The sequence below is a fragment of the Streptomyces sp. JJ38 genome (assembly GCF_019303475.1).
GTDB lineage: Bacteria > Actinomycetota > Actinomycetes > Streptomycetales > Streptomycetaceae > Streptomyces.
This window is the reverse complement of sequence record NZ_JABLSI010000047.1, coordinates 19,540-35,236: the sequence shown is the minus strand read 5'-3', so window position 1 is coordinate 35,236 and position 15,697 is coordinate 19,540. Positions and strand designations below refer to the sequence as shown.

Below are 15,697 nucleotides of genomic sequence, written 5' to 3'. Positions count from 1 at the left end.
CGGTGCCGTCGGAGCCGCGCCCCGGGGAGGCGGGCCGCCGGGAACGCCGGTGCCGCCGGGGGGCGTCTGCGCCGCGGCCGGTCCGCGCGGGGCGGCCGGGGGATCGTCGAGCGGTGGCTGACCCGAGGGCGGCTTGCGCGGGGCGAACCAGGAACTCGTCCCCTGGGCGCCGCCGGACGGGCCCGCGGGGTCCTCGGCGCCCGGGCCGGCCGGGGCACCGGGGCCGGGAGAGCGCCGAGCGGCGTCACCCTGCTCCGGTGGCGGCTCGTCCTCGCTCACCGGCGTCCGCATGACCACCGGCGGAATGGGCCGGGACCCGGGGATATTGATGCGGATACGCGTGGTCAGCGTGGTTTCGGTCTTCGGTTCGTCCGGTTCGTTGCCCGCCGGATACGAACTGTCAGTTTCACGACTCAAAACAGGATCTCCCGGTTGGGTGCGCCGCACTCATCGGTGGGGAAGGTGGAGCGAGTACGGCTCGCCGGCGGCACTACCTTACTGGGGGCGGCCCACGGGGTCTCCCCGACCGGTGAATCGGGATCCTCCCGGCGGCGCCACGGTGGCGCAGATCACAGCGAGGATCATCCCCCCGTAGAGGAACACATACGAGCCGAGCGCCGTCCCGAAGAGGAAGTCGCCCTCGGGGCGCGTCCACAGCAACAGCACCAGGACGGTGAGCGTCCAGGCGACGGCGGGCACGGCCGCGCCCGCCCGGGTGCGCAGCAGCAGCGAGCCGCCGACGCAGAGGGCGGCGATCCCCCCGAGCGCGAGCAGCAGTCCGCCGGGGAGGAAGGCGGTGTGGACGAGGGCTCCGGCCACCGCGACGACGACTCCCACGACGGCCAGTGCGCCGAGGGTGAGGAGGCGCCCGGCGCTCATCCGAACACCCCCGCGAACAGGTCGTCGTAGGGCTCGGCCGGAGGGTCCTGGCCGTCGGGGAGGCGGTAGCACTCGACGGTGTGCAGCGGCTGGCCGAGGTGGTTGGAGAGCGCGAACCAGCGGCCGTCCACGGTGACCTGCGTGGCGTGCGCCGCCATCGCCGCCGCCTTGGCGGCCGCGTACCGGGGCCCGCCGTCGACGCGGACGGCCACCTCGGCGTCGTCCACCACCCCGGGGACGTCGGCGGGGTCGGCCGTCAGCGGGAACGGGTTGCCCGCGAACGCCTCGGTGCGGACGTCCGAGCGGGGCACGCAGTTCCAGTACGTGCGCGTGACGCGGTGCGGTCGGCCGGCCTCCGGCCGGAACGCGGGGTCGGCGGCCAGCTCCGCGGCGCGCACGGCCACCCGGTGGGCCTGGATGTGGTCGGGGTGCCCGTAACCCCCGTCGGGCCCGTAGGTGACGAGCACCTGCGGCCGGGTCTCCCGGATGACGTCGACGAGCAGGGCCGCCGCCTCGTCCACGGGCGCCTGCCAGAAGCACTCGGGGCGGTCGTTCTGCGGGGCGCCCATCATGCCGGAGTCCCGGTACCGTCCCGCACCGCCGAGGAACCGGTGGTCGGCGACGCCGAGTTCCCGCATGGCCGCGCGCAGCTCGCCGATGCGGTGCGGACCCAGCGCGTCGTCCCGGTCCGGCGCCAGGTGCGCCAGCGCGGGCGGGATCACCTCGCCCTCCTCACCCAGTGTGCACGTCACCAGCGTGACCCGGGCCCCCTCGGCCGCGTACTTGGCCATGGTGGCACCGTTGTTGATGGACTCGTCGTCCGGGTGAGCGTGCACCAGCAGGAGCCGGCGGTCACGGGAAGGAGCGGGCTCGGTCATGTGCCGAGCCTACGTGGCCCGGCTCAGAAGTCGACGCTGCCCAGCATGTCCGCGACGCTGGTGGTGAAGTCACTGATGGTGGGGGCGATGGACGAGCTGGCCAGGTAGAAACCCAGCAGCATGCAGACCACCGCGTGGGCGGCCTTCAGCCCTGACTTCTTGATCAACAAGAAGACGATGATCGCCAGCAGCACCACCGCCGAAATCGAGAGTGCCACGGCGGTTCACCTCCAAGACTGCGTCGTTGCGCGGGTCAGACGGTCGGACTGTCATACGGTCGAACACGGTGCGACGGCTGCGAGCGCAGGGCATACCAACGGCATACCCACGCATCCACGCCGCGCAACTGATCATAACTACCGGTGAGTCGACATGGCTCGGAGCACGGGAGCAGACGGGGGCGCACGCCCCCCGCGGACGGCTTCGGCGAGGGCCCCGGCACCGGACCGGGAACGCGCTCGGCACGGGCAGCGCGCGCAGCCCGCGACATGCGCCCGTGGCACACCCGCGGCTCGGCGCCACGGTCCCTAAGCACGCCACCATCGGACCCCGTTCCGCCCTCACGGGCATCGTCGCGTCGTCACCGCCCGAACTACCCCGAACCCGGGGCCCGGCAAACGCCGCCGTTCCCTCAGCGGTGTACGTCACACGTAGGCTCGGATCATGCCTGCCAACACCAGCGGCCCGGCCACCGACGCCCCGGGCACCACCCGTGCGGAGAGCTTTCCGCGTCAGCACGCCAGGACCCAGCGCTTCACCCTCGGCGCGCCCCGGGCCTTCGCCGTCGCACCCGACGGATCGCGTGTCGCCTTCCTCCGTTCGGCCGGCGGTGCCGAACGCGCCCAAGCGCTGTGGGTCCACGAGACGGCGGCCGACGGGACGTCGCGCGAGTACCCGGCGGCCGACCCGGCCGCGCTGCTGGGCGGCGCCGCCGAGGAGCTGTCCCCCGAGGAGCGCGCGCGGCGCGAGCGCAGCCGCGAGGGCTCGGCCGGCATCGTCGGTTACGCGACGGACGCCGCCGTCGAACTGGCCGCGTTCGCACTCTCCGGCCGGCTCTTCGTGGCCGAACTGCGCGTCGGCACCGCCCGCGAACTCCCCTCCGCGAGCCCGGTCGTGGACCCGCGCCCGTCGCCCGACGGCCGGCGCGTCGCCTACACCTCGCGGGGCGCCCTGCGCGTCGTCGGCGCCGACGGGAGCGGCGACCGGGTCCTGGCCGAGCCGGAGGCCGAGACCGTCACCTACGGCCTGGCCGAGTTCATCGCGGCCGAGGAGATGCAGCGCAGCCGCGGCTTCTGGTGGTCCCCGGACAGCCGTCGGCTGCTGGCCGCCCGGGTGGACGACGCGCCCGTGCAACGCTGGTGGATCGCGGACCCGGCCCACCCCGGGAGCCGACCGGCCGAGGTGGCCTACCCGGCCGCGGGCACCCCGAACGCCGACGTCACGCTGCGGCTGCTGGACGTCGAGGCGGACGGGCCCCGGCCCCTCGACGTCGACTGGGACCGGGCCGCCTTCCCGTACCTGGTCAGCGTGCACTGGTCGGCCGGCGGGCCGCCGCTGCTGCTCGTCCAGTCGCGGGACCAGCGCACCCAGCAGTACCTCACCGTGGACGTGACGAGCGGCAAGACGACGGTCCTGCGCACCGAGCAGGACCCGGCGTGGCTGGAAATCATCCCCGGTTCGGCCGTGTGGACACCCGACGGACGGCTGGTACGGGTCGGCGACGAGACCGGCGTGCGGGCGCTGTCCGTGGGCGACACCGTCGTCAGCGACTCCGCGTTGCACGTCCGCGCCGTCCTGGACGTGGGCGAGCACGATGTCCTGTTCAGCGCCTCGACCGACACCGTCGGCCAGGTGGCGGTCTACCGGGCCGCGTTGGACGGCTCGTCCTGCGAGCGGGTGTCGGGACCGGACGAGGCCGACACGCCGCACTTCGCCTCGGCGGTGCGCGGGGGCGACACCCTGGTCCTCGTCACCGCTGACCTGACCCGGTCCGGAGCACGCGCCGAGGTGAACGGCCGGCTCATCCCCTCCCACGCCGAGACCCCGGTCATCACCGCCGCCCCCACCCTGCTCCGCGCCGGGGAACGCGCCATCCCCACCGCCCTGCTGCTGCCCACCGGCCACCGTGAGGAGGACGGTCCGCTCCCCGTCCTCCTCGACCCGTACGGCGGTCCGCACGGCCAGCGGGTCGCGGGCGCCCACAACGCCTACCTGACCTCGCAGTGGTTCGCCGACCAGGGCTTCGCCGTCCTCGTCGCCGACGGCCGCGGCACCCCGGGCCACTCCCCCGCCTGGGAGAAGGCCATCTCCGGGAACCTCGCCGACGTCGTCCTCCAGGACCAGGTCGACGCGCTGCACGCCCTGGCCGCCGAACACCCCCTGGACCTCACCCGGGTGGCCATCCGGGGCTGGTCCTTCGGCGGCTACCTCGCCGGGCTCGCCGCCCTGCGCCGTCCGGACGTCTTCCACGCGGCCGTCGTCGGCGCGCCGGTCACCGACCTCCGGCTGTACGACACGCACTACCAGGAGCGCTACCTCGGGCTGCCGCAGGAGCAGCCCGAGGTCTACCGCGCCAACTCGCTCGTGGACGACGACGGTCTCGTCGGAGCGCGGGCGCCGCAGCGGCCCATGATGATCGTCCACGGCCTCGCCGACGACAACGTCGTCGTGGCCCACACGCTGCGGCTCTCCTCGGCCCTGCTGGCCGCCGGCCACCCGCACGAGGTCCTGCCGCTGTCCGGCGTCACCCACATGACACCGCAGGAGGAGGTCGCCGAGAACCTCCTCCTGCTCCAGGTCGCCTTCCTCAAGCGCTCACTGGGCATCGGCCTGGACTGAGCAGGCCCTGACACGACGACGGTGCCGCCCGACCCCCCGAGGGTCCGGCGGCACCGTCGTCGCGGTACGTCAGTGAGTCGTGCTCACTTCTCCAGTCGGGCCAGGGCCTCGTCCATGACGATGTCCTCGCCGTGGGAGGAGGTGTCCCCGGCCTCCGGGAAGTGGCAGGCCGTCAGGTGGCCCTCCTTGTTGCCGGAGATCTGGACCAGCGGCGGCTCCTCGGTCGCGCACTTGTCCTGTGCCTTCCAGCACCGGGTGCGGAACCGGCAGCCCGAGGGCGGGTTGATCGGCGAGGGGACGTCGCCTTCGAGCCGGATGCGCTCGCGCCTCGTGTCGTCCCCCTCGTCGTGCAGCGTCGCCTCCGGCACCGCGGAGAGCAGCGCGTGCGTGTAGGGGTGGCGCGGCGAGTTGTAGATCGAGTCGCGGTCACCCACCTCCACGACCTTGCCGAGGTACATCACGGCGAGGCGCTCCGAGAAGTGCCGGACGACGGCCAGGTCGTGGGCGATGAACACGAAGGCGATGCCCAGTTCCCTCTGGACGTCCTGGAGCAGGTTGACGACCTGCGCCTGGATGGAGACGTCCAGCGCGGAGACGGGCTCGTCGGCCACGATCAGCTTCGGCTCCAGAGCCAGCGCGCGGGCGACGCCGATGCGCTGCCGCTGACCGCCGGAGAACTCGTGCGGGAAGCGGTTGTAGTGCTCCGGGTTGAGACCGACGATCTCCAGCAGCTCCCGCACCCGGGCCTCGCGGCCGCCGGGCGGGTTGACGTCGTTGACCTCCATCGGGCTGCTGATGATCTTGCCGACCGTCTGCCGCGGGTTCAGCGACGAGTACGGGTCCTGGAAGATCATCTGAATCTCGGACCGGATGGGAGCGAGCTGCTTCCGCCCGGCCCGGGTGATGTCCTGCCCGCGGTAGGTGATCTTGCCGTCGGTCGGCTCCAGCAGGCGGGTCAGCATCCGGCCCATCGTGGACTTGCCACAGCCGGACTCGCCGACCACGCCGAAGCTCTCCCCGGGGAAGACCTCGAGGTCGACGCCGTCGACCGCCTTGACCGCACCCACCTTCCGCTTGAACGGAAAGCCCCCGTAGACGGGGAAGTGCATCTTCAGGTTCTCGGCGGTCAGCAGCGGCTCGCCCTTGGCCGATGGGGTGTCCTTCGGCTCGGTCAGGGTGAGTTCGTCACTCATGATTCGTTCTCCCTAGCCCAGCCGGGGCTTGATCTGCTCGACGAAGATGGTCTGCTTCTGCTCGGCCGTCAGGTGACACGCGGCCGCGCGGCCTTCGCCCAGGTCGGGTCGGTTGGTGGTGCAGGTGTCGCCACCCACCTCGGCGCGGAAGTCGCAGCGCGGGTGGAAGGCGCAGCCGGACGGCGGGTTGAGCAGCGAGGGCGGGTTGCCGGGGATCGGCGTGAGCTTCTCGTGCACGTTGCCCGTCAGGCTGGGCATGGACGACAGCAGGCCCCAGGTGTAGGGGTGCCGGGGCGCCCGCAGCACCTCGGCGGCGGTACCGCGCTCCACCGCCCGGCCGCCGTACATCACCATGATGTCGTCGGCCATCTCGGCGATGACGCCGAGGTCGTGGGTGATGAAGATGATCGAGGAGCCGAACTCCTGCTGCAGGTCCTTCAGGAGGTCGAGGATCTGCGCCTGGACGGTCACGTCCAGAGCCGTCGTCGGCTCGTCCGCGATGATCAGGTCCGGGTCGCAGACCAGGGCCATCGCGATCATCGCGCGCTGCCGCATACCGCCGGAGAACTGGTGCGGGTAGTCGTCCACGCGGGTCTGCGGGTGCGGGATGCCGACCTTGGTCAGCATCTCGATGGCCCTCTCCCGCGCCTCCTTCTTGCTCGCCCCCGTGTGCTTGCGGAACGGCTCCATGATCTGGCGGCCGACCGTGTAGAACGGCGACAGCGCGGTCAGCGGGTCCTGGAAGATCATGGCCATCTTGTTGCCGCGGAGGGACTCCAGGGTCTTCTCCCTGGCTCCGATCAGCTCCTGGCCGTCCAGGACGATCTCACCGGTGATCGTCGTGGTCTTGGGGTTGTGCAGGCCGAGGATCGTCAGGTTCGTCACCGACTTGCCGGAGCCCGACTCGCCGACGATGCCGAGGGTCTTGCCCCGCTCGACGTCGAACGAGAGACCGTCGACGGCCTTGACGACGCCGTCCTCGGTGGAGAACTGCACCCGCAGGTCGTTAACCGAGAGAAAGGCGTCCCGGCCGGTCGGGGCCGCGGCGTCCTCGGTCTTGGTCAGTGTGGTCATCGGGAAGTACTCCTAGCCCAGCCGCACGCGGGGGTCGATGTAGGCGTAAGCGGCGTCGACGACGACGTTGCACGCGAGGATGAACACCGCGCCGAGCAGCATGACGCCCATGGTCAGCGGGAGGTCGATGTTGACCACCGAGTCGACGGCGAGGCGTCCGAGGCCGGCCAGACCGAAGGTCATCTCGGTGACGACGGCTCCGCCGAGCAGCGCCGCGATGTCCATGCCCAGGATGGTGACGATCGGGACGAGGGAGCCACGCCAGGCGTACCGGAAGAAGACGTAGCCCCGGGACATGCCCTTGGCACGCGCCGTCCGGACGTGCTCTTCCTGGAGCTGCTCGATCATGGTGGACCGCGACATACGGGTGTACTGGGCGGTGAAGATCAGCGCCATGACGACCCAGGGGATCAGCAGACCCATGAACCACCCGGAGGGATCCTCGGTGAGCGGCACGTAGCGTGGCGATTCCAACCAGCCGGTGCTGTAGACCAAAGCTCCGAGGACGACCGGGCCCAGGAAGTAGATCTGCATCGAGCTGAAGACCAGCGACAGGGAACTGAGCGACTTGTCCGTCACCGTCCCCTTCTTGGCTGCGGCGAGGAGACCGGCGCCGAGACCGAGGGTCAGGAAGACCACGATGCCGCCGATGGTGAGGGAGAGGGTCAGGGGCAGACGGTCGACCATCATGTCCCAGACCATCAGGTCCTCGGCGAAGGAGACGCCGAAGCACGGTGCGTCACAGCGGCCCACGGCGAAGTCCCGGCCCATCACGATCCCACGCATGAACTCCCAGTACTGGCTGGTGATGGGATCGTTGAGCCCCAGGTTCGCCCGGATGATCTCCTTGGCCTCCGTGGTGCAGTTCTTTCCACACATCAGCACCGCGGGGTCACGCGGGGCGACGAAGAAGATGAGGAAGGTGAACATGCTGATCAGGATCAGGATCACAAACGCACTGATCAGCCGTCGTGTAAGGAATCGAAGCATGGAAGTCCGCTGCTCTCGGGGTGGCGGCAGGGGGATGGGAAGGGTGGTGATCCGCGAACGGTCCCCGGGAACCCGCGCTCCGCCGCGCGCGCGTTCCCGGGGACCCGTTCATCGGGGTGTTACGACTTCAGGAAGACCCGGGTGATGTCGATGTAGCTCTTCTCGGAGCTGTAGCGGACACCGCCCACGTTCGAGCCGTGGATCTGCAGGAGCTTGGTGAAGTACAGCGGGGCGGCCGGGTTGACCTCCTCGACGATGTACTTGTGCAGCTTCTGCCACTCGGGCGTCGCCTTCTGCGGGTCGGTGATGTCGTTGATCCGCTTGATCTCGGCGTTGACGTGCTCGTCGTTGATGCGCGCGTAGTTCGACGCACCGTCGGCGATCTGGGTGCCGTCGTACAGCGGCGGGATGACGGTGGAGATGGACGGCCAGTCCTGGCCCCAGCCGGTCATGTAGATGTCGAGGCCGTTCTCGACCTTGCCGACCCGCTCGTAGTACGTGGCGCCCTCGATCTCCTTCTTCTCCACCTGGAAGCCGGCCTTCTCGAGAGCCTTCTCGATGATGATGGCCTGCTTCTGGCGGTGCGGGGAGTTCGCGTAGCCGTAGACCAGGGTCTTGCCCTCGGCGCCGGCCTCCTTCAGGAGCTCCTTGGCCTTCTCGATGTCGCCTTGCGGCTTGTCGATCTTGCCGTAGGGGTCGTAGCCCTTCTCGTAACCGGGCAGCGTCGGGGCCAGCAGGCCACCGGCCGGCTCACCGCCGTAGGTGCCGCCGTCGGGACGCAGGATGTCGCCGTTCGGCAGGGCGTAGGTGATCGCATCGCGGATCTTCTTGTCCTTGATGCGGTCCATGTTCATGTTGAGCTGCCAGACGTAGGGCTGGTAGCCCTTGACCGTCCGGGCGTTGGTCTCCTCGTTGGTGATGATGCTCCTCACCTGCGAGGTGTCGACCGTGCCCGAGAACTGGATGGCGTTCTTGGCGTCGCCCCGGTCGGCCGCGATCCGCTTCGACTGGTCCACCCGGTCGTGGTTGAAGGTGATGTCCCAGGCGTCGACGAACGCGTGGCGCTTCGGGTCCGTGTTCGGGTCCCAGTTCTCGTTGCGCTCGAGCTTCATGCTCTTGCCGGGGCTGAACTCGGCGATCTTGTACGGGCCGAGCGCCTTCGGGGCCTTGTCGTACTTCTCCTTCGTGTCGTCCTCGTCGGGCACGATGGAGTAGCCGGCCATGGTCAGGGCCTGGGGGAGGTCCGCGCGCGGCTTGTCGAACTTGAAGATGATGGTCTTCTCGTCCGGCGTCTCCAGGACGCTGTCCGGCAGGTGCTCGCCGTCGTACGGGCCCTCGTAGGCGTCCCGGTAGGTCGTGCCCTCACCCGACAGCCACTGCTGCAGGTAGGTCGGACCGTCGGTGATGTGCTTCGAGTACAGACGCTCGATCGAGTGGCGGATGTCCGCCGAGTCGATCGGGTCGCCGTCCTCGTCCTTGATGCCGTCCTTGAGCGTGAAGGTCCAGACCTTGCCGCCCTCGGAGGGGGTGCCGGAGTCGGTGGCGAGGTCGCCCACGACGGTGAGCTTGCCCTCGTCGTCCTGGACGAAGGTGGTCAGGCCGCGGTGGATGAGCACCGAGAGCTGGCCCGCGTCGCTGACGTAGATCTGACCCGGGTCCAGGTGGGAGAAGTCGCTCTCCTGGAAGATCCGCATCGTCCCGCCCTCGCGGGAGCCCTCGACCGGGGCGGCCGGACCCTTGGAAGCCTCGACGTCACCGTAGGCGACCGCCTCGGACTGCGTCTTGGCGTCGTCCTGGGTCTTGGACTGGTCCTTGGTCTCGGTGTCGCTGCCGCTGCTGCCGCAGCCGGTCAGGGCGAGAGAGCCCACCGCGACGGCTATCACCGCGGTCCGCGCTCTGCGCGTGGAAAAGAGCCTCATGGAGTTTCTCCACCTGCCTGGTTGTCGTGTTCGGTTGCGCTGCCTGACGGGCCCGGTCGCCCGGTGCAGGGGTGGCAGCCCCCCTGCTATCGGACGGCTCAGCGTCCAGCCTTGGGGTCGATGGCGTCCCGCACGGAGTCACCGAAGAGGTTGAAGGCCACAACGAAGATGACCATCGCGATGCCCGGGAAGAGCATGTACGTCGGGTTGTCCTGGTAGACCTTGCCGGCCGTCTGGAACATCCGGCCCCAGTCCGGGGTGGGTTCCGTGTAGCCGATGCCGACGAAGGAGAGGAACGCGACGCTCAGGATCGCCATGGGCAGCATCAGCGTGCCCTGGACCAGGATCGGCGTGTAGAGGTTGGGCAGGACCTCCTTGCGGAGGATGCGCCAGCGCGAGGCGCCGGAGACCCTGGCTGCCTCCACGAACTCCCGCTCCCGCAGGGAGAGGGTCTGGCTGCGCACCAGCCGCGCCATGCCCATCCAGCCGAGGAGCGACAGGATGATGAGCATCGCGGAGAAGCGGACGTAGACGGGGGTCTCCTTCTGCGGGTCCACGAAGAGGGCCACGACCACCGGCATCGTCGAGATCAGGAACAGCTGGCTGGGCAGCGCCATGAAGAAGTCGGTGACGCGACCGACCCAACGGTCGGTCGAGCCCCCGAAGAAGCCACCCACGAGACCCATGAGGACACCGATCACGACGGACACGATGGTGATCGGCACAGCCGTGTACAGCGACGTCCGCATGCCGTAGAGGAGCTGCATCATGACGTCGCGGCCGAGGTCCTGCTCGATCCCGAACCAGTGCTCGCCCGATATGCCGCCCGGGCCGCCCGTCGGGTAGCCGAACGGACCCAGCAGGGACGGGTCGTTCTGGCCGTAGAACGTGTACGGGTCCTTGCCGTACAGCATGCCGACCACCGGCGCCAGCGCGGCGATGGCGAAGAAGAAGAGGACGACGCAGGCGGCGACCACGCCGGTGCGGTCGCGCTTGAAGCGCATCCACATGAGCTGGCCGGGCGACCGGCCGGTGTGTTCACCGGAGGACTTGCCGGACTTCTCCTTGTCGAGGGAAGTCGGTTCCCCGGTGGTGGTGGTGTCGTTCCCGGCTGTCGCAGCCTGGGGAGGACTGGTCATCGCGTTGTGCCCCCGCGCTCTGTTTTTGGCGGAACCCGGTCATTCGGTGGCACTGGTGTGCCGTTGGGATGAGCGGACTCTTGCAACCCGCGGATAGCGGCGTCAAGAGTTTCCGGCGGGCCGGGGAGGCAGGGCCCGATTCTTGAGCAAAGGTTATGCAGATCGAGGTCCAGGCGTGCTTGACAACGATCGTTAACAACGGACATAAATGATCATAAGCCGCTTCGAGCGCGGTGATCCGTCCGCAACGGAAATGAGTCGGCACCGATATACGAACTGAGTTGTACGAAGACCCGAACGGCGGCTCACGCGTGCAACGAGCGCGCGACGCGCGTAGTGCCCCTCCGGGCTGCGTGATCGTCTTTTGTTACCCACGAGGATCACGCGTCACACCGGGGTACGGAAGACCCCTCACGCGGGGCCTCCCGCGAGCCCCGCGGCGCTCAGTTCTCCGGGTGCGCCGAGCCCGTCTCGCCCTCCGGGCCACCCGTCTCGCTCCCCGGGCCGCCCGTCTCGTTCTCCTGACCGTCCGTCTCGTTCTCCGGGCGCCCGGTGTGGGGGCCGCCGGCCGCCTCGTCCGGGCGGGTCAGGTCCGGGCGGTCCTCGGCGAAGAAGCAGGCGGAGTCGTGGTGGGCCGGGCCCGCGGCGTACCGGTACTCGGCCGGTACGGCCAGTGGCGGGACCTCCAGGGCGCACCGCTCCCGGGCCTTCCAGCAACGGGTGCGGAAGCGGCAGCCGGAGGGCGGGTTGGCCGGGGAGGGCACGTCGCCGGTGAGGATGATGCGTTCGCGCTCCTCGGCCAGCTCCGGGTCCGGCACGGGCACGGCGGACAGCAGGGCCTGGGTGTAGGGGTGCGTGGGGTGCTCGTAGATCTCGTGGTCGGTGCCCAGCTCGACGATCTTGCCCAGGTACATCACGCCCACCCGGTCGGAGATGTGCCGGACGACGGACAGGTCGTGGGCGATGACGATGTAGGCGAGCCCGAACTCCTGCTGGAGCCGCGCCATCAGGTTGACCACCTGGGCCTGCACCGACACGTCCAGCGCCGAGACCGGCTCGTCGGCGACGATGATCTCCGGGTTGAGCGCGAGCCCCCGCGCGATCCCGATGCGCTGCCGCTGCCCGCCGGAGAACTGGTGCGGATAGCGGTTGACGTAGTCGGGGTCGAGGCCGACGACGTCCAGCAGCTCCTGCACCCGGCGGCGCCGGCCGCCCTTGGGGACGACCTCGGGGTGGATGTCGAAGGGCTCCCCGACGATGTCGCCCACCGTCATCCTCGGGTTGAGGGAGGTGTAGGGGTCCTGGAAGACCATCTGGATGTTGCGGCGCACCGCCTTGAGCGCCTTGCCCGACAGACCCGCGATGTCCTCGCCCTTGTAGCGGATGTGCCCGGAGGTGGGCCGTTCCAGGCTGACGAGGAGCTTGGCCACGGTGGACTTGCCGCACCCGGACTCACCGACGATGCCGAGCGTCTCGCCGCGGTGCAGGTCGAAGGACACACCGTCGACGGCGCGCACGGCCCCGATCTGCTTCTTGAAGAGCACGCCCTGGGTGAGCGGGAAGTGCTTGACGAGGTCGCGGACCTCCAGGATCACCTCGCCGTGCTCGGCCGCCGCGCCCCGCGAGGGCTCGGCCGCGGGGGCGGAGGCCGTTCCGGCCGCGCCCTGCCGGAGCGCCCCGGTCATGCCGTCAGCCATCTCGCCCGTCCCGGTCCCCGTCCCGTTCCCCGGCCGCGTCCCCGGCGACGTCCCCGGCCGCGTCCCCGGCCCCGTCCGCTCCGGCGGCTCCGAGGTCCCCGCGGCCCGCCGCTGCGCCGTCCCGGCCATACATGGTCTCCTTCCAGAAGTGGCAGCCGCTCGTCCGGTCCGGCACGGGCGTGCCGTCCCGCTCGGTCAGCTCGTACAGCGGCGGGTCCTCGACGGTGCAGACGTCCCGGGCCTGCGGGCAGCGCGGGTGGAAGGGGCAGCCGGAGGGGACGCGCAGGAGGTTGGGCGGCAGGCCCTTGATCGCGTAGAGCTCCCGCCCCTTGTGGTCGAGGCGGGGGATGGAGTCCAGCAGGCCGCGGGTGTAGGGGTGGGCCGGGCGCTTGTAGAGGTCGTGGACGGGGGCCGTCTCCACGATCCGCCCCGCGTACATGACGGCGATCTTGTCCGCGACGTCGGCGACGACCCCGAGGTCGTGGGTGATCAGGATCAGTCCCATGTGGTACTCGCGCTGCAGCTCCGCGAGCAGTTCCATGACCTGCGCCTGCACGGTGACGTCCAGCGCCGTCGTCGGCTCGTCGGCGATGATCAGCTCGGGCTCCAGGGCCATCGCCATGGCGATCATGATGCGCTGGCGCATGCCGCCGGAGAACTGGTGCGGGAAGTCGCCGACGCGCTGGGCGGCCGCCGGGATGCGCACCCGGTCCATCAGCTCGATGGCCTTCGCTTTGGCCTCCTTGCGGGAGTCCCCGCGGTGGACGCGGAACATCTCGGCGAGCTGGTAGCCGACGCTCAGCACGGGGTTCAGCGAGGACAAAGCGTCCTGGAAGATCATCGCCATCCGGGCCCCGCGCACCTGGCGGCGGGCCTCGGCCGACAGCTTCAGCAGGTCCTGGCCCTGGAAGAGGATGCGGCCGCTCGGGATGCGGCCCGGGGGCGTGTCGAGGATGCCCATGATGGCCTGGGCGGTGACCGACTTGCCGGAGCCCGACTCGCCGAGCACCGCGAGCGTCTGCCCGGCGTCCACGGAGTAGTTGACGCCGTTGACGGCCTTGACCACGCCGTCGCGGGTCTTGAACTCCACATACAGGTCACGCACGTCCAACAGCGGTGGCACGCGGCGTCAACTCCTCAGCGCAGCTTGGGGTCCAGGGCGTCGCGCACCGCGTCGCCGAGCATGATGAAGGCCAGCACCGTCAGGCTCAGCGCGCCGGCCGGGTAGAGCAGGATGTGCGGCGCGTTGCGGAACTGCATGCCGTCGGAGGCATTGGAGATGTCCACGCCCCAGGAGACGGTGGGCGGGCGCAGGCCGACGCCGAGGAAGCTCAGCGTGGCCTCCAGCGCGATGAAGGTGCCCAGCGCGATCGTGGCGACGACGATGACCGGGGCGACGGCGTTCGGCGTGATGTGCCGCAGCAGGATGCGCAGGTGACCGGCGCCGAGGGCCTGGGCGGCGTGCACGTAGTCGTTCTGCTTGGCCGTGATGACGGCGCCGCGGGCGATACGGGCGATCTGCGGCCAGGCCAGGGCCGTGATGACGCCGACGACGGGCCAGATGCCGGTGACGGTGATCATGGCCAGGAACACCAGCGCGCCCAGGATGATGGGGATGCCGAAGAAGACGTCGGTGAGCCGGGAGAGCAGGGTGTCGGCGGCGCCGCCGAAGTACCCGGCGAGGCCGCCGAAGAGGGCGCCGAGGACGGCGACGCCGAGGGTGGCGAAGATGCCGACGGTGACCGAGGCGCGGGCCCCGTAGACGGTGCGGGTGTAGACGTCGCAGCCCTGGGTGTCGAAGCCGAACCAGTGCCCGGAGGTGGCACCGTCGAGCGAGCGGCTGATACGGCAGTCCAGGGGGTCGCCGGAGGCGATGAGCTGCGGCCAGACGGAGATCAGGACGAGGAAGACGATCACCAGGGCCGAGATGATGAAGACGGGTCGGCGCCGCAGGTCGTGCCAGGCGTCCGACCACAGGCTGCGGGCGGGCCCCTGCTCGGCGCCGCCGTCCCGGGGTCTGGTGCCGCGTCCGCTCTCCAGTGTCTCCCCCTCGGCGTAGGCCGTGTCGGCCGAGACTCCGGCGCCGCCGATCGCGTTGGCGGGTTCGGGGGCGCCGGGCGTCTCGTAGGTGTGCGGCTCCCGCTCAGGCATAGCGAATCCTCGGGTCGAGCACGGCGTACAGGATGTCCACGAGCAGGTTGGCCAGGAGGAAGATCAGCACCAGGATCGTCACGAAGCCGACGACCGTGGGCGAGTTCTGCCTCAGGACGCCCTGGTAGAGCTGGTAGCCGACGCCTTGGATGTTGAAGATCCGCTCGGTGACGAGGGCGCCCGCCATCAGGCTGCCGACGTCCGTGCCGAGGTAGGTCACCACGGGGATGAGGGAGTTGCGCAGGAGGTGCCGGGTGGTGATGCGGCGGCGGCGCAGCCCCTTGGCGACGGCGGTGCGGATGTAGTCGGCGCGGGCGTTCTCGGCCACCGAGGTGCGGGTGAGTCGCGTGACGTAGGCCAGGGAGACCAGGGCAAGGATCAGGCCGGGCAGCAGCAGCTCGTCGAGCGGGGCCTCGGGGCTGACGGCCGGGGAGGTCCAGCCGAGCCGCACGCCGAAGAGGAACTGGGCGAGGACGCCGGTGACGAAGGTGGGGATGGCGATGACGACGAGGGTGAGGACGAGGACCGAGGAGTCGACGCCGCCGCCCCGGCGCAGCCCCGAGATCACGCCGAGGACGATGCCGATGGTCAGCTCGAAGACGATGGCCACGACCATCAGGCGGAAGGAGATGGGGAACGCCGACGTCAGCAGGTCGACGACGGGGCGCCCGTTGAACGCCGTGCCGAAGTCCCCGGTGAAGATGTCGCGCATGTAGAACAGGTATTGCTGCCAGACGGGCTTGTCGAGGTTGAACTCGGCGCGCAGCCGGGCGGCGGTGGCGGGGTCGGGGGTGCGGTCGCCGAACAGCGCGGCCACCGGGTCGCCGAGGGCGTGCACCATGATGAAGATGAGGAGCGTCGTCCCGATGAACACCGGGATCATCTGGAGCAGGCGCCGGATGACGTAGTGCCCCACGGGCCAGCCTCCCTTCTCGGGGC

The 15,697-nt window shown here is 70.1% G+C and carries 12 protein-coding genes and 2 pseudogenes; 1 reads left to right on the top strand and 13 read right to left on the bottom strand.

From position 1 onward, the window contains the following. From HPT28_RS21930 to HPT28_RS21915, 4 genes and pseudogenes are all read right to left on the bottom strand, one after another. Positions 1 to 417, bottom strand: a pseudogene (locus HPT28_RS21930) (hypothetical protein); the annotation flags it as partial. A 78-nt stretch (positions 418 to 495) separates the two neighbouring features. Beyond that, positions 496 to 879 carry a DUF6113 family protein gene (locus HPT28_RS21925; RefSeq protein WP_219092903.1) on the bottom strand — a complete coding sequence of 128 codons (384 nt, stop codon included), beginning with the start codon at positions 877 to 879 and terminating at the stop codon, positions 496 to 498. Then, positions 876 to 1,757, bottom strand: a complete 882-nt coding sequence (gene mshB / locus HPT28_RS21920) for an N-acetyl-1-D-myo-inositol-2-amino-2-deoxy-alpha-D-glucopyranoside deacetylase (protein WP_219092902.1) — start codon at positions 1,755 to 1,757, stop codon at positions 876 to 878. Before mshB ends, HPT28_RS21925 begins: the two co-directional genes overlap by 4 nt. 23 nt (positions 1,758 to 1,780) lie before the next feature. Continuing rightward, the gene (locus HPT28_RS21915; protein WP_219092901.1) at positions 1,781 to 1,975 is read right to left on the bottom strand and encodes a hypothetical protein; all 195 of its coding nucleotides are present in this window, start codon (positions 1,973 to 1,975) and stop codon (positions 1,781 to 1,783) included. A 445-nt stretch (positions 1,976 to 2,420) separates the two neighbouring features. Between HPT28_RS21915 and HPT28_RS21910 the strand changes: the two genes are divergently transcribed. After that, positions 2,421 to 4,595 carry a S9 family peptidase gene (locus HPT28_RS21910; RefSeq protein WP_219092900.1) on the top strand — a complete coding sequence of 725 codons (2,175 nt, stop codon included), beginning with the start codon at positions 2,421 to 2,423 and terminating at the stop codon, positions 4,593 to 4,595. An 83-nt stretch (positions 4,596 to 4,678) separates the two neighbouring features. Here the strand turns inward: HPT28_RS21910 and HPT28_RS21905 are convergent, their stop codons facing one another. The 9 genes and pseudogenes from HPT28_RS21905 to HPT28_RS21865 all read right to left on the bottom strand — a co-directional run bounded on the left by HPT28_RS21905 (position 4,679) and on the right by HPT28_RS21865 (position 15,674). Beyond that, positions 4,679 to 5,788, bottom strand: a complete 1,110-nt coding sequence (locus HPT28_RS21905) for an ABC transporter ATP-binding protein (protein ID WP_219092899.1) — start codon at positions 5,786 to 5,788, stop codon at positions 4,679 to 4,681. 12 nt (positions 5,789 to 5,800) lie between these two features. Further along, complete coding sequence (locus tag HPT28_RS21900) at positions 5,801 to 6,862, bottom strand: ABC transporter ATP-binding protein (protein WP_219092898.1); 1,062 nt, start codon at positions 6,860 to 6,862, stop codon at positions 5,801 to 5,803. A gap of 12 nt (positions 6,863 to 6,874) precedes the next feature. After that, complete coding sequence (locus tag HPT28_RS21895) at positions 6,875 to 7,852, bottom strand: ABC transporter permease (RefSeq protein ID WP_219092897.1); 978 nt, start codon at positions 7,850 to 7,852, stop codon at positions 6,875 to 6,877. A gap of 119 nt (positions 7,853 to 7,971) precedes the next feature. Beyond that, complete coding sequence (locus HPT28_RS21890; protein ID WP_219092896.1) at positions 7,972 to 9,771, bottom strand: ABC transporter substrate-binding protein; 1,800 nt, start codon at positions 9,769 to 9,771, stop codon at positions 7,972 to 7,974. A gap of 98 nt (positions 9,772 to 9,869) precedes the next feature. Then, positions 9,870 to 10,910 carry an ABC transporter permease gene (locus HPT28_RS21885; protein WP_219092895.1) on the bottom strand — a complete coding sequence of 347 codons (1,041 nt, stop codon included), beginning with the start codon at positions 10,908 to 10,910 and terminating at the stop codon, positions 9,870 to 9,872. Positions 10,911 to 11,353: 443 nt separating this feature from the next. Next, positions 11,354 to 12,607, bottom strand: a complete 1,254-nt coding sequence (locus HPT28_RS21880; RefSeq protein ID WP_306824654.1) for an ABC transporter ATP-binding protein — start codon at positions 12,605 to 12,607, stop codon at positions 11,354 to 11,356. Positions 12,608 to 12,731: 124 nt separating this feature from the next. Then, positions 12,732 to 13,730 (bottom strand): annotated as a pseudogene (locus tag HPT28_RS21875) (ABC transporter ATP-binding protein); the annotation flags it as partial. 14 nt (positions 13,731 to 13,744) lie between these two features. Next, positions 13,745 to 14,758, bottom strand: a complete 1,014-nt coding sequence (locus HPT28_RS21870) for an ABC transporter permease (protein ID WP_219092893.1) — start codon at positions 14,756 to 14,758, stop codon at positions 13,745 to 13,747. Beyond that, complete coding sequence (locus HPT28_RS21865) at positions 14,751 to 15,674, bottom strand: ABC transporter permease (protein WP_219092892.1); 924 nt, start codon at positions 15,672 to 15,674, stop codon at positions 14,751 to 14,753. The genes HPT28_RS21870 and HPT28_RS21865 overlap by 8 nt, the downstream gene beginning before the upstream one ends. Positions 15,675 to 15,697: the final 23 nt, after the last annotated feature.